This window comes from Ruegeria sp. HKCCE3926 (assembly GCF_017872515.1).
Taxonomy (GTDB): domain Bacteria; phylum Pseudomonadota; class Alphaproteobacteria; order Rhodobacterales; family Rhodobacteraceae; genus Ruegeria.
This window is the reverse complement of sequence record NZ_JAEDOU010000001.1, coordinates 729,584-746,802: the sequence shown is the minus strand read 5'-3', so window position 1 is coordinate 746,802 and position 17,219 is coordinate 729,584. Positions and strand designations below refer to the sequence as shown.

At 60.1% G+C, this 17,219-nt stretch carries 18 protein-coding genes; 6 read left to right on the top strand and 12 right to left on the bottom strand.

The window, feature by feature from the left end; genetic code table 11:
• Window positions 1–42 precede the first annotated feature (42 nt).
• From eno to I9184_RS03780, 4 genes are all read right to left on the bottom strand, one after another.
• Complete coding sequence (gene eno, locus I9184_RS03795) at window positions 43–1,320, bottom strand: phosphopyruvate hydratase (RefSeq protein WP_171723125.1); 1,278 nt, start codon at window positions 1,318–1,320, stop codon at window positions 43–45.
• A gap of 136 nt (window positions 1,321–1,456) precedes the next feature.
• The gene (locus tag I9184_RS03790; protein ID WP_209832872.1) at window positions 1,457–2,335 is read right to left on the bottom strand and encodes a DMT family transporter; all 879 of its coding nucleotides are present in this window, start codon (window positions 2,333–2,335) and stop codon (window positions 1,457–1,459) included.
• A gap of 133 nt (window positions 2,336–2,468) precedes the next feature.
• A complete protein-coding gene (locus I9184_RS03785; protein ID WP_171631929.1) occupies window positions 2,469–2,882 on the bottom strand; it encodes a Fur family transcriptional regulator in 414 nt (137 codons plus the stop codon).
• A 65-nt stretch (window positions 2,883–2,947) separates the two neighbouring features.
• Window positions 2,948–3,670, bottom strand: a complete 723-nt coding sequence (locus I9184_RS03780; RefSeq protein WP_152458217.1) for an endonuclease/exonuclease/phosphatase family protein — start codon at window positions 3,668–3,670, stop codon at window positions 2,948–2,950.
• Window positions 3,671–3,835: 165 nt separating this feature from the next.
• Here I9184_RS03780 and I9184_RS03775 point away from each other — a divergent pair, with 165 nt between their 5' ends.
• Window positions 3,836–4,795: a DMT family transporter gene (locus I9184_RS03775; protein ID WP_209832870.1), complete on the top strand. Its 960-nt coding sequence runs from the start codon at window positions 3,836–3,838 to the stop codon at window positions 4,793–4,795.
• 14 nt (window positions 4,796–4,809) lie between these two features.
• Here the strand turns inward: I9184_RS03775 and I9184_RS03770 are convergent, their stop codons facing one another.
• The gene (locus I9184_RS03770; protein ID WP_209833701.1) at window positions 4,810–6,228 is read right to left on the bottom strand and encodes a protein adenylyltransferase SelO; all 1,419 of its coding nucleotides are present in this window, start codon (window positions 6,226–6,228) and stop codon (window positions 4,810–4,812) included.
• An 85-nt stretch (window positions 6,229–6,313) separates the two neighbouring features.
• Here I9184_RS03770 and I9184_RS03765 point away from each other — a divergent pair, with 85 nt between their 5' ends.
• Together I9184_RS03765 and I9184_RS03760 are read left to right on the top strand one after the other, a co-directional pair.
• On the top strand, window positions 6,314–6,733 hold the full coding sequence (locus I9184_RS03765; protein ID WP_209832868.1) for a cupin domain-containing protein: 420 nt from the start codon (window positions 6,314–6,316) through the stop codon (window positions 6,731–6,733).
• 97 nt (window positions 6,734–6,830) lie between these two features.
• Window positions 6,831–7,598 carry an extensin family protein gene (locus I9184_RS03760; protein WP_245218025.1) on the top strand — a complete coding sequence of 256 codons (768 nt, stop codon included), beginning with the start codon at window positions 6,831–6,833 and terminating at the stop codon, window positions 7,596–7,598.
• A 17-nt stretch (window positions 7,599–7,615) separates the two neighbouring features.
• On the opposite strand, the gene I9184_RS03755 is transcribed toward I9184_RS03760, so the two are convergent.
• The 3 genes from I9184_RS03755 to I9184_RS03745 all read right to left on the bottom strand — a co-directional run bounded on the left by I9184_RS03755 (window position 7,616) and on the right by I9184_RS03745 (window position 9,605).
• Window positions 7,616–8,077: a hypothetical protein gene (locus I9184_RS03755; protein WP_171723120.1), complete on the bottom strand. Its 462-nt coding sequence runs from the start codon at window positions 8,075–8,077 to the stop codon at window positions 7,616–7,618.
• Between the two features lie 10 nt (window positions 8,078–8,087).
• Window positions 8,088–8,378 (bottom strand): hypothetical protein, encoded by a 291-nt coding sequence (locus I9184_RS03750; protein ID WP_171631916.1) that lies wholly within the window; start codon window positions 8,376–8,378, stop codon window positions 8,088–8,090.
• 78 nt (window positions 8,379–8,456) lie between these two features.
• Window positions 8,457–9,605 carry an anhydro-N-acetylmuramic acid kinase gene (locus tag I9184_RS03745; RefSeq protein WP_209832863.1) on the bottom strand — a complete coding sequence of 383 codons (1,149 nt, stop codon included), beginning with the start codon at window positions 9,603–9,605 and terminating at the stop codon, window positions 8,457–8,459.
• Window positions 9,606–9,835: 230 nt separating this feature from the next.
• Here I9184_RS03745 and tyrS point away from each other — a divergent pair, with 230 nt between their 5' ends.
• Window positions 9,836–11,125: a tyrosine--tRNA ligase gene (gene tyrS / locus I9184_RS03740; RefSeq protein ID WP_209832861.1), complete on the top strand. Its 1,290-nt coding sequence runs from the start codon at window positions 9,836–9,838 to the stop codon at window positions 11,123–11,125.
• 75 nt (window positions 11,126–11,200) lie between these two features.
• Here tyrS and I9184_RS03735 read toward each other — a convergent pair whose 3' ends face one another.
• Window positions 11,201–11,998 (bottom strand): hypothetical protein, encoded by a 798-nt coding sequence (locus I9184_RS03735; protein WP_209832859.1) that lies wholly within the window; start codon window positions 11,996–11,998, stop codon window positions 11,201–11,203.
• 222 nt (window positions 11,999–12,220) lie between these two features.
• Here I9184_RS03735 and I9184_RS03730 point away from each other — a divergent pair, with 222 nt between their 5' ends.
• Both I9184_RS03730 and I9184_RS03725 read left to right on the top strand, forming a co-directional pair.
• Window positions 12,221–12,976 carry a 3-hydroxyacyl-CoA dehydrogenase gene (locus I9184_RS03730; protein ID WP_209832857.1) on the top strand — a complete coding sequence of 252 codons (756 nt, stop codon included), beginning with the start codon at window positions 12,221–12,223 and terminating at the stop codon, window positions 12,974–12,976.
• Between the two features lie 10 nt (window positions 12,977–12,986).
• On the top strand, window positions 12,987–13,541 hold the full coding sequence (locus tag I9184_RS03725) for a sugar O-acetyltransferase (protein ID WP_171631903.1): 555 nt from the start codon (window positions 12,987–12,989) through the stop codon (window positions 13,539–13,541).
• Between the two features lie 436 nt (window positions 13,542–13,977).
• Here I9184_RS03725 and I9184_RS03720 read toward each other — a convergent pair whose 3' ends face one another.
• The 3 genes from I9184_RS03720 to bamE form a co-directional block, all read right to left on the bottom strand.
• Entirely contained in the window at window positions 13,978–15,786 is a 1,809-nt protein-coding gene (locus tag I9184_RS03720) for an ATP-binding cassette domain-containing protein (protein WP_245217968.1), read from the bottom strand.
• 68 nt (window positions 15,787–15,854) lie between these two features.
• Window positions 15,855–16,610, bottom strand: coding sequence for a GNAT family N-acyltransferase (locus I9184_RS03715; RefSeq protein WP_209832855.1), 756 nt, complete (start codon window positions 16,608–16,610; stop codon window positions 15,855–15,857).
• Between the two features lie 84 nt (window positions 16,611–16,694).
• Complete coding sequence (gene bamE, locus I9184_RS03710; protein ID WP_171631898.1) at window positions 16,695–17,168, bottom strand: outer membrane protein assembly factor BamE; 474 nt, start codon at window positions 17,166–17,168, stop codon at window positions 16,695–16,697.
• Window positions 17,169–17,219 lie beyond the last annotated feature (51 nt).

The window sequence follows — 17,219 nt, the reverse complement described above, 5'->3', positions numbered from 1 at the left end:
ACCCCCGGATTAAACCCGGGGATCAGCCTAGCACCAAGTGCGTTATTTGCGAAGGATCGACGCGCCTGCGTATTCGGCCACTTCCCCCAGCGACTCCTCGATGCGGATCAGCTGGTTGTATTTCGCCAACCGGTCCGATCGCGCCAATGAGCCGGTTTTGATCTGACCACAATTCGTCGCCACGGCCAGATCGGCAATGGTCGCGTCCTCGGTCTCGCCCGAACGGTGCGACATCACGTTGGTGTACCGCGCGCGGTGCGCCATATCGACGGCGCGCAGGGTTTCGGTCAGCGAACCGATCTGGTTCACCTTGACCAGCATCGAGTTCGCACAGCCACGTTCGATCCCTTCGGCCAGACGTTCCGGGTTGGTCACGAACAGGTCATCACCAACCAGTTGCACCTTGTCGCCGATGGCATCGGTCAGGGCCTTCCAGCCATCCCAGTCATCTTCAGACATGCCATCTTCGATCGAGATGATCGGATAGTCATTGACCAGAGCAGCCAGATAGGCTGCGTTTTCCTCGGATGTCAGGGTGATCCCCTCGCCCGCCAGAACGTATTTGCCGTCTTTGAAATACTCGGTCGCCGCGCAATCCAAGGCCAAGTGGATTTCTTCGCCCGGCTTGTAGCCCGCCTTTTCGATGGATTTCAGGATGAAATCCAGCGCCTCGCGTGTGCTGGCAATGTTGGGGGCAAAACCGCCCTCGTCGCCCACTCCCGTGGCCAGACCCGCGGAAGACAGTTCTTTCTTCAGTGTATGGAACACCTCGGACCCCATGCGCACCGCTTCGCGAATGTTCGCGGCGGCGGTCGGCATGATCATGAATTCCTGAATGTCGATCGGGTTGTCGGCATGTTCGCCACCATTGATAATGTTCATCATCGGAACCGGTAGAACCCGCGCCGAGGTGCCGCCCACATAGCGATAGAGCGGCTGGGTGGTGAAATCCGCCGCCGCCTTCGCCGTGGCCAGCGAGACACCCAGGATAGCGTTCGCACCCAGACGGCCTTTGTTCTCGGTGCCGTCCAGCTCGATCATGGCCTGGTCAATGGCCACCTGCTCGGTCGCGTCAAAGCCCACCAGTTCTTCGGCAATCTCGCCGTTCACGGCGGCGACGGCTTCCAGAACGCCTTTGCCCATATAGCGCGCCTTGTCGCCATCGCGTTTTTCAACCGCCTCATAGGCACCGGTGGACGCGCCCGAGGGTACGGCAGCGCGACCCATGGTGCCGTCTTCCAGAATCACGTCAACTTCGACTGTCGGATTGCCCCGGCTGTCCAGAATTTCGCGTGCGTGGATGTCGATGATGGTGCTCATTAAGCCTGTCCCTGTGACTGCGGTCGGTTGCACGCGTCATAGCAGCAACCGGCCAAAAGTAAACCGGTTCCGTTAACGCTAACACGCATATTCCCGGACATTTAGGGCTAACAATTCGCTGTTTGCGCCAACAGGGTCAGGCAGGTGCCAATTCCCGCGCCAGACGCCGTTCGCGGACAAAGGTATAAAGACCCGAGCCGATGATCAGGGTCGCCCCCGCCATTGTCAGCGCATCAGGGCGTTCACCGAACATCAGCATTCCTGCAAGGATCGAGAACACAAGGCGCGTGTACCGGAACGGCATCAGGGCCGAGGCTTCGCCCACCCTCATCGCAGTGACAATGCCGTAATAGCCCAGCACGCCAAATCCGATCGCCCCCGCATAAGGGCCCGTTTGACCGGCTTGAACCGGCACGAAGGATGCCCCGGACATGATCATCAGAACCAGGCCGGCCACAGCCACCGCAATATAGGCCTGCATCGCAACGACGGATGAGGGCACGCGTGGGTCCAGCTTGCGGGTGATCAGATCGCGCGCCGCAATGGCGACCACGGACAACACCACAAACAGGGATTCCGGCCGAAAGCCCTCCACCCCCGGACGGATGATCATCAGAACACCGACAAAGCCGACACCGATCGCGCTCCAGCGACGCCAGCCGACCTGCTCTCCAAGGAACAGGGCCGCACCCATGGTGACGACCAGCGGCATGGCCTGAAACACGGCCGCAACGGTGGACAGGTCGATCAGCGACAACGCCGTCACGAAGGCCACCGCGCCAAAGCCTTCGGTCGCAGCGCGGATCAATGGCAGGGCTTTCCATGCCACGGGGTCAAAGATCCGCTTTCGGGTGACCACTGACATCGCGGCAAACACGAGCCCGCAAAACACGCCCAGAAACACCATGATCTGCCCTGTCGGCACAGAGCCGGACAGGAGCTTGATGAACATGTCCTCAAGTGCAAAGGCCGCCATCGACCCGATAAGCAGCAGGATGCCGTTTACGTTGTTCATTTGCGCGTCCGTTGGAAAGGGCACATCTGGTGCCTGTAGATGCACAACAACCTCAACCAACGGCATCTGGCAAGACAATTCCCGTCACGCCTGATGAATTAACGTGAGGCGATCAATCGCGTTTCGTGATGGGTCAGTCCTTTTCCAGCGGGACGCCGTACAGCTCCAACCGGTGCCCTTTCAGCTTATACCCAAGCTTGGCGGCGATTCTTTCCTGTAGGGCTTCGATCTCGGGGTCGACGAATTCGATAACCTCTCCTGACTGCATGTCGATCAGGTGGTCGTGGTGATCGCGCTCGGCGTCCTCGTACCGGGCCCGTCCGTCGCCGAACTCAAGACGTTCCAGAATACCAGCCTCTTCGAACAGTTTGACCGTGCGATAGACCGTTGCAATGGAAATGCCTTTGTCCGCAGCAGACGCCCGCGCATAGAGTTCCTCGACATCCGGGTGGTCGTCGCTCTGTTCCAGTACCTGCGCGATGACCCTTCTTTGACCGGTCATGCGCAGCCCTTTGGCTTCACAACGCCCAATAATCGTTTCCGACATGATGCCCCTCAGACTTGCTCGGGTGTCTGTCTTAATATGTCTGCGCAGGTTTCGCTACAGGGATTTCACCTTTTGCGACCTTCTGATCTGGCGCGCGTCAGATCGGCCCAGACCGGCAGGTGATCAGATGCGATATGCGCGGGACGTGTGTCGTGAACACCGTGCGCCACGGCCTGTATTCCGCTGCCCAGCGCGATCCGATCCAGCGCGCCCAGGGGCTGCGCGGCGGGAAAACTTGGTCTGGGAGGCAGAAACCGCATTTCGGGGACCAGGTGATCCAGTACTGGCTGACGTGACCACTCGTTGAAGTCACCGGCCCAAACAGTCGGCATCTGGTCCATGTCCCAGTCGTTCCGCCGAATGTGCAAAATCTGCTGTCGCCGCGACGCTGGCAACAGTCCAAGATGCATACCCATCACGCGCAATGGTCCGATATGGGTGTCGAACTCGACACGCACCGCACCGCGCGGCTCCAGCCCCGGCAACTCGTGATGCCCTTTTCGGCGGACCGAGATACCCTCTCCGCGCCAGATCACCGCGTTGCCGTGCCAGCCCAGACTTCCCGCGCCGCCCAGATCTACGATCTGCCATCCCGCCTCGTCCAACATAAAATGCGGCAGCGCGGCCGGACGGGGCGGCAGGCGCTTGTCGGCCTCCTGCAACACCACGATATCCGCTTTCATGTTTTCGATGACTTGCAGAATACGTTGGGGTTGGCGCCGGAAATCCAACCCGACGCATTTCTGAATGTTGTAGCTTGCGATACGCAGCGTGGAGGAAGTTGGCATGAGGGCGTGACCAAATGAATTGCCCTAAAGTGCCATGCCTGACGTGAGGCGCAACCCCTCTGCTTGGTTTCCTGCTGCGACAATTCCGATACGGCATCCGCCCCCAACAATCTGCCTGCTATTTCGGCGATTGAAACCTGGCTGATATCAAAGCGAAGGTTCCGCTTGATCCCCGGCCCTGCAACGCTCTATCCCGATGCGGTGACGACAACGCATCGCAGCCAAAGCGGGGCCCGCATGAGCCTGAGCCAGACCCAACCCGACAACAGCACCCGGGCCAGTATCGTTTTGGTGACAGGCGGCGCGCTATGGGGCCTTTATTGGATTCCGGTGCGGTTTTTCTTTGATCAGGGCCTGACCGGCCCCTGGTCAGGGATCGCGATGTACTGCGCGGCCCTGATTGCGTTGCTCCCCTTCGTCTGGTCCGACAGGCGCATGCTGGCCCGGCAATGGCGCGATTTGATGCTCAGCGGAATGTTCACAGGGGCTGCATTCGGCCTGTATTCAATCAGCCTTGTCTACACCGACGTCGTCCGCTCGATCCTGTTGTTCTATCTCACCCCGATCTGGGGCACGATTCTGGGCGTCGTATTTCTGAAAGAACGCCTGAGCCTGATGCGCCTTGCGGGTCTGATCTGCGGGCTTGGCGGGCTGTTTGTCGTGCTCGGAGGCGCCGGGTTCGTGCCATGGCCGCAGAACTTGGGTGACTGGCTGGCACTGGCATCGGGCATATGCTGGGCATTGGGTACACTGGGCCTGTACAAGGCTGGCAGCATGACCATCTCGGGTCAGGTCTTTGCCTTTGTGATTGGCGCGTTGTTGCTGTCGCTTGTCAGCCTGCTGATGCTTGGGGGCCAAACCCTGCCGAACACCACAGGCGAAGAGTCGATCCGCATTGCGGGATATGCAATGCTGTCCGCCTTTTATGTCCTGCCCATGATCTACATGACCATCTGGCCAGCAACCAAGCTTCCCCCCGCAAAGGTCGGCCTGCTGCTGATGAGCGAGGTTGTCGTTGGCATCGCTTCAGCCGCCGCCCTGTCAGGAGAACCATTTGGCCTGCGTGAGTTTCTGGGCGCCATCCTGATCGTCAGCGCCGCGGTGGTGGAAATCCTGCGGAAATAGATGCAGGCCTCGCGTCACGTCCCGCAGAATGTTGCATGGACCACCTCATTTTCGGCCGGAGGACGCCTCAGGTCTTCCGCATCCCCCTGATCCTCGTACGGTCGCGCCAACACAGCGTTCAGCCGGTCGAAGGGCGCGTAATCACCCTGCACCGCCGACTGGATCATCTGTTCGATCCGGTGATTGCGCGGAATGAATGCGGGGTTTGCGGCGGTCATCACCTCCAGTGGCGCCGCTTCGTGCGCCAACCGTGCACGCCAGTCTTTTTCCCAAGCGTCAAACGCTGCCGGGTCAAGGAACTGATCCCGCGCCGTGCCACCGCCCAGCGCCCGGAAGGTATTGGTGAAATCCGCCTGCCCCCCGGCCATGCGCTTCAGAAGGTCGGTGATCAGTTCCTGATCGCCCTCGTCCGCGGTTGCCAGTCCGATCTTTGCCCGGAACCGGGACAACCAGTTCTGTTGCAACAGGTCCGGCATCGTGTGGACGATCTCGGTCGCCTCTTCCACGGCGGCCTCTTTGTCGTCCATCTGCTGGATCAAGGCCGTTGCCAACTGCGCGAGGTTCCACACCGCGATATCAGGCTGGTTCGAATAGGCATAACGACCCATCCGGTCAATCGAGCTGTAGACGGTGTTGGGGTGATACGTGTCCATGAACGCACATGGGCCGTAGTCAATGGTCTCACCCGCGATCGAGCAGTTATCGGTATTCATCACCCCATGGATGAACCCCACGCTCATCCATCGTGCAATCAAACCGGCCTGCGCATCGCGCACCGAACGTAACAGGCCCATCGGCCCATCTGCCTTTGGGTAATGCCGCGCAATGGCATAGTCCGTCAGGCGCTTCAGGCTGTCCATCTGCCCACGCGCTGCAAAAACCTGAAAGGTCCCCACCCGCAGATGACTGGATGCAACCCGGGTCAGAACAGCTCCGGGCATCGGAGCTTCACGAAAGACGGTCTCGCCGGTTTCCACGGCTACCAAGGCGCGTGTGGTCGGAATGCCCAGGGCATGCATCGCCTCGGACACCACATATTCCCGCAGCACCGGCCCCAGCCAGGCCCGGCCATCGCCCCGGCGGGAAAACGGCGTAGGACCCGAACCTTTCAACTGGATGTCCCGGCGCACCCCGTCCGTTCCAACCGTCTCGCCCAACAGCACCGCACGCCCGTCGCCCAGCTGCGGGTTGTATTGCCCGAACTGATGCCCGGAATAAAGCTGTGCGATGGGCTCGGCACCTTCGGGAATACTGTTTCCCGCAAAGGCTTCGGCCATGTCCTCGACGTCTCCGGGCGATATCCGCAGCAACCTGGCCAGATCATCGTTGAACGCAATCATCCTTGGCGCGCGCACGGGAACCGGTGACTGCCGTGCAAAGAACGCATTCGGCAGACGGGCATAGGAGTTATCGAAGGGGATTTTCAGGGTCATGCCGTAAACATATCCCTCGGACGCATGAATACCATAGCGGATCACACCGGCCCGTGCATAATCGCACCCAAACACGAGGAACCACATGACCGCACAAGAGATTATCGACCGCCTGAACCTGCAACGCCATCCCGAAGGTGGTTGGTATGCCGAGACATGGCGCGCCGAAAACGAAGGTCGCCCCACCGGCACCTGCATCTACTTCCTGTTGCAGAAAGGCGAAAGCAGCCACTGGCACCGTGTCGATGCGACCGAGATCTGGCTGTACCATGCCGGCGCGCCGCTTGTCCTGTCGCTCAGCGCAACCGACCAAGGCCCCGCCACCGAACATGTGCTGACACACGACCTTTCCGCTGGCGCACCACAATTGATCGTCCCGGAAGGCCATTGGCAAGCCGCCCGCAGCACGGGTGATTACACGCTGGTCAGTTGCACAGTCTCGCCCGGCTTCCAATTTGAAGGATTTGAATTGGCCCCCCCGGGCTTTGATATCCCAAAGGCGTAAGCCGACGTTCAACGATCTCGGAAAAGGAGAGTTTACAGACGGTTGCCCATTGATCATTCTGTACACGCAGCCACAGGCGACGGAGTAACGAGTGAGTATGAAGCAGGTCCTGCTGACTGTCTTGTTCTTGTGTCAAAGCGCAGCATTCGCCAGCGCAGAGCCCGCTTGCGCCGAGGCCCGTCTTGCATCCGATCTGACTGCGCCAGAACTGAACGGGGAAGAAACGGCTGAAGATGCTGACCCGATGGTGACAGCCGAACCTGCGGTGCTGGTTTCCAGGCGTCCTGCCCTGCGACCCTGCAAGTTTCGGAAATTCGAAGTGGGCCGTGAACGAATGCAGGAACGGGGCGCCGTGTGCGGCGACTGGACAATTCTGGGTGAAACTCGCAAGCCCGTCGCCGGAAAGGCCCGCGGATGCGGGATCACGAACCCGGTTCGGGTTTACAAAATATCAGATATCGCTCTCAGCCAGTTCTCATTGATGGACTGCCAGACAGCGGTCACGCTGAAAACGTGGATCGAAAACACGGCCAAGCCAGCCTTTGCCGATATGGGCGGCGGGCTGAAGGGGATGCGGATCGTTGGCCACTATGCCTGCAAGACCCAGAACAACCAGCCGCGCTCACGCATCTCGGAACACGCGCGCGGAAAGGCGATCGACATATCGACCTTCGTTCTACAGGACGGAACACAGATCACGGTCCGGGACGGATGGAACAACGCGCAGGGCACTGTTTTGAGAGAGTTGCACGAAGGCGCCTGCGGCATATTCGGAACCGTGCTTGGCCCGGACGCCGACCGCCATCACGTCGGGCATTTCCATTTTGACACGGCCCGCCGCAAGGGCGCTCCGGTGTGTCGATGAACCTTCGGGTTGCGTCTCTATTTGTCGCTTCGGCTTTTGATCAACAAATTGATCAGCGGTACCAGCAGCGTCGCTGCCGATCCCAAAGGGTTCGATCCAATGCTCTTGACCGCCTGCACGACCTCTTTGGCCTCTGCGGTCATCTCCTCCAATTCGTCTTCAATATCCGCTATGGCCATATCGCGCACCTCGACGGCCGGTGCGACTTCGTCGTCGATATTTCGGCGTCTTGCAATCAGCACAATAAGCCCGGCGAAAACGATGTTTCCAAAGGCCAACAGCGCCGCCGCCGATGCTGGTGACATCGCGCTCTGAAGCGCCAAGAAAAAAGAGACATTCAAAAGCACCACCGCCGACAATGCCGCGATGCCCGCGATGCCCATCAGTATGGTCTGTTGCTGAACCACCCCAAGACGGCGGCGTGCAATCAAACGTTCGGTCCGATAGATCGTAACCAGGTTCTTGCTCAGTCTGCTCATAACCCGCCTCCTAGCCCTGCGCGCGCCCGACGACGTACCCCAGCGAAAACGCAATCAGCAACGCCGTGATCGGATAGTCTTTCTGAAGCCGACCGAACTCCTCGACAACGTCATGTCCCAAGGACTGAACCTGGCTCAGGTCGATCCCGTGGTCTTCCAGCAGCTGCCGGATTTCATCCGACGATTTGGCGCCCTCAGGCGGATCATCGGAACCCGATTCCTTTTCGGCCTGCGCCTCCAACGTCGCATTCCGCTTCCGCAACTTCTCCAACTCGGCCTCAAGCTCTGCCTTGGTCGCCATACTGCCATGCCCCTGATCCATCGGTCCGGGCAATCGTCGCACAAAGAGTTGTTTTTTTGAACTGTTTTCCGGATCGGGTTATCCGACCGGGTCCATCGACACCGTACTGACGACCCCGCCACCGACAAGCGCCTTGACGCCGGTGGTTCCGGGACAAGAGGTCGGCAGCCCCCGCGCGACACGCACCGCCAGATAGGCAAACGCCTGCGCCTCAAGCATGTCGCCGTCCAGCCCCACCGCCTCAACCGGTTCGACCGGGCAATCCAGCGACACGCGCAACATCTCCATCAGCACCGGGTTGCGTCTGCCGCCCCCGGTGACCAACACACAAGACGGAGGTTTCGGACAATGCTCCATCCCCTGCACTACAGCTGCGGCGCACATACCGGTCAGGGTCGCCACCGCGTCAGCGTCATCCAGTTCCTTGACCAAACCGATCATTTCCGAAAAATCGTTCCGGTCCAAAGATTTCGGCGGCATGCGAGAAAAATACGGCTCGGCCAGAAACAGCTCCAGCGCGCCCATTTCCACCGTTCCATCGCGCGCAAGCGCCCCGTCGCGGTCCATCGGAAGCCCCAGCCGGGCCTGCATCAGATCATCGACCGGCGCATTGGCCGGGCCTGTATCAAAGGCCAGCAACGCACCGGGCGCTTCGGGGCCCTCGAACGCCGGGTCCACATAGGTCAGGTTGCCGACCCCGCCCAGGTTCAGGAAACACAGCGGCCGGTCTGCGCCGAACCATTTGGCACAGGCGAAATGAAAGAATGGCGCAAGCGGAGCCCCCTCGCCCCCCATCGCCACATCGTCGCTGCGGAAATCCCAGACCACCGGGCGCCCGAGGGCCTGCGCCAGCCCCAGCCCGTCACCGACCTGCAAGGTCCCGCGTCCGCGCGGCTCATGCGCCAGCGTCTGTCCGTGAAAGCCGATCAGATCCACATCCTCGAACTCGGACAGTGCTTCGGCATGGGCGATTGTCACCATCTCTGCCGCCGCATCGACCTGGGGACCATGCCACTGGCCCAGCGCGGCGCGCAACACGTCGCGTTCCGCATCCGAATACGCGCGGTATCCGCTTTGCCCAAACCCGTAAATCAAATGCCCGTCGGTTTCCACCACCGCGGCATCAACCCCGTCCATCGAAGTGCCGGACATTGCGCCCAAAGCCCGGAGCTTTCCGTGTTTCGCGATGGTCTGGCCCAAGCCTGCCTCCTGAATTGGCTGTGTCATTCGCCGCCTCCGGGTCCGGGATTTCACCTTTGGGTTGCAGCCCGGTCAACGTGCCTTCTGTTGGGGCGCAAAGGCAAGCGTTCCGGACCGGCCCGGCAATTTTTTTCTCAGCGCGCGTGTCTGGATCGACACCCTCGACCACACCCCGCGCCCGAGGTGAAAAGGTGGCTTTTCCTCCCACGCGCTGCCGCCTATACAGTGCCCCGCAACATTAACCCAAAGGGCACGATATGACCTACCACCCCAAATCGGATTTCATCGCCACGATGATCGAGCGCGGCTTTCTCGCCGACTGCACCGATTATCAGGGCCTTGACGACGCGCTGATCAGTGGGGTGCAAACAGCGTATATCGGCTATGACGCCACGGCGCAGTCGCTGCATGTGGGTCATTTGATGAACATCATGGTACTGCGCTGGCTGCAAAAGACCGGCCACAAACCGATCACGCTGATGGGCGGTGGTACCACCAAGGTGGGTGATCCTTCGTTCCGATCGGATGAACGCCCCCTGCTGGGCCCTGAACAGATCGACGCCAATATTGCGGGCATGAAGCAGGTCTTCGCCAAGTACCTGTCCTATGATGACAGCGAAACCGGCGCGCTGATGCTGAACAATGCCGAATGGCTGGACAGCCTGAACTACCTCGATTTCCTGCGCGATATCGGGCGGCATTTCTCGGTCAACCGGATGCTGTCATTTGAGTCCGTGAAATCTCGGCTGGATCGCGAGCAATCGCTGAGCTTCCTCGAGTTCAACTACATGATCCTGCAGGCCTATGACTTCCTCGAGCTGAACCGCCGCTATGGCTGCGTTCTGCAGATGGGTGGTTCAGACCAGTGGGGCAATATCGTCAACGGGATCGACCTGACCCGCCGCGTGCTGGATCACGAGATCTATGGCCTGACCACCCCCCTGCTGACCACCAGCGATGGCCGCAAGATGGGCAAGTCGCAAGGCGGCGCGGTCTGGCTGAACGGCGACATGCTGAGCGCCTACGAGTTCTGGCAGTTCTGGCGCAACACCACAGACGCAGATGTTGGCCGGTTCCTGAAAATCTTCACGGAACTGCCGGTCGACGAATGCGACCGTCTTGCAGCGCTTGAGGGTTCAGAGATCAACGAGGCTAAGATCCGTCTTGCCAATGAGGTAACCACCCTGCTGCACGGGGCCGAAGCGGCGGCAAACGCCGAGGCCACTGCACGCGAGGTCTTTGAAAAGGGCGGAGTTGGGGACGATTTGCCATCGTTTATACTCGAAACGAGTTCATTGAAACTTATGCCCGGAGTCGCATTGGGCAAAGGTAACGAAGAAATGTACTGCTCTGCCGCCACCCTATTTGTTGAAGCCAAGCTCGCTAAGTCCGGAAAGGACGCTAAACGCTTGATCTCAGAAAAGGGCGCTCTGGTAAATGATGTTGCAGTAAACACAGACTTCCCGTTTGTCTCCGTGTCAGAGTTGAAGAAACCTACAAAACTGAGCGCAGGCAAAAAGCGCCACGCGCTGGTTCAACTGGGCTGACCCGGCAAGGCTGAAAGACACGAAATCGAAACGGCCACCCAAACGGGTGGCCGCTTTTCATTCGGTAAGCCGTGCTTATCTGCGTTCTTTTCCGCCGCCACGACCGGGCCGGTCGCCACTTTCGTCATTGTTGGCGTTATGACCGCGGCCCGGGCTGCTGCCTTCACCGCCATTGCCATGGCCGTTGTTGCCCTTGCCACCACCTTTGCCCTTGCCGCCTTTACCTTCGCCTTCGCCTTTGCCTTCACCGCCGCCGCCGGGTTCACCGCCGCCGCCAGATTCACCTCCGTCGCCGGATTCACCACCGCCACCGGACTCACCACCGCCGGACTCACCACCACCGCCAGTTTCACCGCCACCGCCGGATTCACCTCCAGCGCCAGTTTCACCGCCACCGGTTTCACTACCGCCACCGCCGGATTCGCTTCCTCCACCGCCGGACTGGCCACCTCCATTGTTATCGCTTTCTTCAGACGCGCCGCTGGGGCCACTTTCACCGCCTCCGACAGCTCCACCAGCATCGGCGAATCCAGACCCACCGGGTTCAGATCCGCGGCTTTCACCCCGGTTTTCCGCCGAACCAGACAGGTTTGCCGTCGGCAAATCCGTCAGCAACGCGGCCAGCCCCGGGCATTGCGCTCCGGTTACAGTCAAAGTTGTTTCAAAGTCGGCACGCTTTTGAAGCCTGTCCAGAAAACTCGGGGTTACTTGCACACAATCGCACAACCCGGCATAGTCCCCCGCGTTGGCAAGAGTCCGAGCCGTTTTCCAGTTGCAGGTTTCCGGTGCGGCAGCGGCATCGCCAACCATCACCATTCCAAAAACGGGCACAGCGACAACTGCACCCAGTATGTGTTTCGTACTTATTACCATAACAGATCCTCCTGACGGAAAAACACACAAAGGCGCCGAGTTCTTCGCTCACGAACAGGCGCGTTTTCGTGAAGTCGGCATTAAGTATTGTTGAGGATCGGCCGAAAAATCGGGGCCAAGGACCCTACCCGCCAACCAAGTTCCTGCCTTCTCAAATATGTGGACTCTGGCCCCAAAATGCAGTTATTGAACAAGTGTTCATATCCTTGGGAGGAGTTCACCATGCACCTGTCCACCACTGCCGCCCTCATTACCGGAGGCGCATCCGGTCTTGGCGAAGCCACGGCACGCCACTTCGCCTCGGAAGGCGCGCAGGTCACCATTCTGGATCGTGATGCGGATCGTGGCGCACAGGTCGCCGCCGAGATTGGCGGGCATTTCGCGCAAACGGATGTAACCGACCAAGAGTCGGTGGCCGCAGCCGTGCGCCACGGCATGGACAAGATGGGCAAGATCACGGCCACGGTGAATTGCGCCGGTATCGCCTATGGTATCAAGACCGTCGGCAAGGATGGCCCTCACCCTCTGGATGCTTTCCAGCGTACGATCGACATCAATCTGGTTGGCACCTTCAACGTGTCCCGGCTGGCCGCTGCCGAAATGGCAAAGAATGAACCCGAACCAGATGGGGCACGCGGGGTGATCATCAACACCGCCTCGATCGCTGCGTATGACGGGCAAAAGGGTCAGGCGGCCTATGCGGCCTCGAAGGGCGGCGTCGTGGGCATGACGCTGCCGATGGCCCGCGACCTGGCCTCGACCGGCATTCGCGTCATGACCATCGCGCCGGGCATTTTCATGACCCCGATGCTGGCGGGCCTGCCCGAAGAGGTGCAACAACAGCTTGCCGCCGACGTCCCGAACCCTGCCCGCCTTGGCGATCCGCAGGAATACGGACGACTGGCCGGCTTTATCGTCGAGATGGGCTATCTGAACGGTGAGGTCATCCGCATCGACGGTGCCCTGCGTATGCGCTAAACCGGGGCTCATGACCGAGCGGCAGAAAATGGAAGCGGGTGAATGGTATTGCTGCCTTGACCCGGAATTGGATGCGCTTCGCGCCGAAGCGCGCCGGGCCGTTCATGCCCATAACACATGCCCGCCGGATGCCCGTGGGGCCATCGCGCCGGAACTGGCAGCCCTGTTCGCGGGCTTTGGTCAGGATAGCTTTCTCGAGGCTCCGTTTCACTGTGCCTACGGAATAAACCTGTCGTTGGGAGACCGCGTGTTTTTCAACGCAGGCTGTGTCGTGCTCGACACCGCGCCGGTGACGATTGGGAATGACACGATGCTTGGACCTGCGGTGCAGATCTATTGCGCCGAACACGCGAAAGATCCTGCCTTGCGCGCTCAGGGCCTCGAAGTTGCCCACCCTGTCAGGGTCGGCGACAACGTCTGGATCGGCGGGGCCGCGATCATCATGCCGGGCGTTACGATCGGCAACCATGCCATCATCGGAGCGGGCAGCGTGGTGACAAAAGACGTTCCCGCCGGCGAGACCGTGGTTGGCAACCCTGCCCGGCCGATACGCGCCCGCCGATAACCCTGCTCTTCCGCCAACCCACCAGGGCCTTGTTCGCGGGGCGTAGCGCCTGTTTTTTTTGATCAGGCCGCGCCGGGTCAACGTGTCCCCAAGGAGGGGCGCCCGGGCAAGGTGGATTTCGACTGCGCCGAACTCGAAAGAGACATCGCCTACGCCGAAGAAGAATGCACACAAAACGACCCGCATGTGGTTGCGACATATCCCGGTGTCGTTGCCTTCCATGCAATTTGGAACAGCCGCGAACCGTCGCAGACGCATTTGAACGCGCTTCATCTCGCCACTTGCATGAAAACGATCGACGGGGTCGCAGCCGAATCAAGCTGAACGAAATGGCGCTGATCGGCTGGCCCGATCCCCAGCAAAACCGAAGCAGCAGGCGAAACTCGGCTTTCAGCAACTTTTAAACGCCGCCTGATAAGGCGCGCGCAGTTGGCGTCTACTCAGCCTGGGCTTTCTCTTCCAGTGTCAGCCATTCCTCTTCGGCCGCCGACAACTTGTCTTGCCGTTCGACAAGCGCCTCGGACGCTTTCTGGAACTTGACCGGCTCGCGGGTAAACAGCTCGGGGTCGGACATCAATTCTTCGAGCTTTGCAATCTCGGCCTCCAGCCGTTCAATCTCGGCCGGCAGCTTTTCCAGACGGTGCTTCTCGGAAAAGGATAATCCCGATCTGGCTTTTGCTTCCTGCTTCACCTTCGGCTTGGAAAGCTTTGTCTTGATGTCTTTTTTCTCGGAAACTTCGCCCCGCTGCGCAATATAGTCGGACCAGCCGCCGGCATAGACGGTCGCCCGCCCGTTGCCTTCCATCGCGATGGTCGTCGTTGCAACGCGGTCCAGAAAATCCCGGTCGTGGCTGACCAGCAGAACCGTTCCATCGTAGTCGTCCAGCAGTTCCTGCAATAGATCCAGCGTTTCGACATCCAGATCGTTGGTCGGTTCGTCCAGCACCAGAAGATTGGAAGATTTCGCCATCAACTTGGCCAGCAGCAACCGAGCCTTTTCCCCACCCGACAAGGATTTGACAGCCGCCCTTGCCTGCCGCTCGTCAAACAGGAATTCCTTGAGATAGCCCACGACATGTTTGGGCTGCCCCCCAACCATCACCTGATCGGCCTTGCCGGAAACCCGCATATCCGGGTCGCCGGTCAGGCTGTCCCACAAGCTCATCTCGGGGTCCAGTTGCGCACGGGTCTGATCGAACACCGCAACCTCAAGATTGGTACCCAGTGACACCGAGCCTTCGTCCGGCTCCACCTGCCCAAGAAGCATCTTCAGCAAGGTCGTCTTGCCGACCCCGTTCGGCCCGACAAAGGCCACACGATCACCGCGCTGCACCAGCAGATCAAAATTCCGAACGATCTGCTTGTCGCCGAACCCTTTGGCCAGCCCTTTGGCCTCGATCACCTTGCGGCCCGATTTTGGCCCGGCCTCCAGCGTCATCGCAGCGGAACCCTGACGCTTGATCTGTGCCGCCTTTTCGGCCCGCAGCGCCTGTAGGGCCCGCACCCGGCCCTGATTGCGTTTGCGTCGGGCGCTAATGCCCTCAACCGCCCATTTGGCCTCGGACTTGATCAGACGGTTCAGCTTGTGACGCTGCTGGTCTTCTTCTTCCCAGATCTTGTCCCGCCAAGCTTCGAACGCGTCAAAACCTTGCTCCTGCCGTCGGACAGCGCCCCGATCAATCCAAAGTGTCGCCCGCGTCAGTGCCCGTAAAAAGGCCCGGTCGTGCGAGATCAGCACAAACGCTGCACGTGTCGAGCCAAGCTCGCGCTCCAGCCACGCGATGGCTTCGATATCCAGATGGTTGGTCGGTTCGTCCAGCAGCATCAGGTCCGGTGCCTCGGCCATCAGCTTGGCCAATGCCGCCCGCCGCCTTTCACCGCCCGAAGCAGTCTCAACGGCGCGCGCAGGATCGAATTTCAGCCCCGCACCCGCCCGTTCAACCTTGTAGAGCTCCCCCGGCTCCAAACCGCTCGACGCATAGTCGCCCAGGGTGGCAAAGCCCTCCATCGTCGGGTCCTGCTCCATATAGCCCACGGATTTTCCGGGCGGCACGACAATTTCACCGCGGTCAGCCTCGACCAGGCCGGCCATCACTTTCATCAGCGTGGATTTGCCCGACCCGTTGCGCCCAACCAGCGCCACGCGGTCACCGGGCTGTACCACCAGATCCAGTTCGGAAAACACCGGTTCGCCCCCGAAAGTCAGGGATATGCCGGACATCTGCAACAAAGGAATTCTCGCCATGCCCGCCAGCTAAACCGGCGGCCACACTGCGTCAACGCCCTGTTTTCACCTTTTCGGAAATACTCACCTTAAACGGCCAATGCCCGAAACAGGCGTCTTCGGGCCGGCGGGATCGCCCCGATTTCAAGCCCGGTAAACACATGCAACGTGTTCATGTGACGATCCACAACCGCGTGATCACTCACCCACCCCCCCATCATCAGATAGGTTCGCAACAGGGGCGGCATGCGCGACATGGCCTTTTTCGCATCCGGCCGGCGCCGCAGACGTGCGGCAAAGCGGAACACGTCCGGAGCCTTGACCCGCGGCAACCACCGTTTCGGGGCCAGGTGGCGATGTTTGAGCATCGCAAAGGCATCAAGGTATCGCCCGGTTTCGGTCCCGGCAAAGGACGAACATCCAAACAGCATCTGAACATTGTGTTGATCGACATAGGACGTCATTGCACCCCAGGCGACACGCAGAATGTCAGGATCGTTCAGGCCCGGATGAACGCAAAACCTGCCCATCTCGACCATGCGGCCACTGAACCCTGCCAACGAGCTCAGGTCGTAGAACTTTGCTGAATAGCTGCGTCCGATTTCACCGCCATGTTCCATTGTCAGCATCCGAAAGCAGCAGACCAACTGCCCGGCGGATCGCATATCTTCAACCAGGACATGGCTGCATTGCGCGTCAAAAGCGTCAATGTCCGGTTGCCGGGTGCCGAATGCCAATGTCCGCAGGCTTTGTGCGGCCCTGATATCCTCGGCCGATTCCGCCATACGGGCGCGATAGCGCCCCTTGCTTAACATAACTGCCGCCGCCACGGTCGCGTCCTCCATGGGTGCCGACCCACGAGTGTCGGCACGACACCGTTAACACAAGACATGTGACCGCCTTGTGACCAACGCAAGGTTCCGCCGCGATCAGTTGGCGCCAGGAATATTGGCCGGGTTGAAGTTGCCGATATTGCCCAACAGCTGACGCAGGAAGCCTTTGTCCTGAACGTTGGAATCGGTCACACGGCGTTCCAGCGGAATCACGATGCCGTCTTCCAAGCCAAAACGCTCGATGTTTCTGACCACTCCACGCTGATCAAAGCTGATGGCGACCAGTTCGCGCGCCACCACTTCGGGCCGTTTCGGGCCGTAATGGCGGACCCGCGAGCGGACATAGTAATAGCCCGTATCCCGCACAACCCCGGACGCACCCGGTGCGCCGATGGCTTCTTCCACGCTGTCGCGCGTATCCACGCCCACTTTGATTTCGGCCAGTTCCTCGGCCGGAGGCACATAGCCGTGATTCTTGTAGATCGGCGTACAGGCCCCGGCCGCAGCCAGACAGGCAACAAACACAAGCGATTTCGTCGCTGGTTTCAACCGGTTCACTACCTTCAACATGCACACCCTCTTGCCTTGGCCTCTTGCGGCTTCTATCCGATTACAGAAACC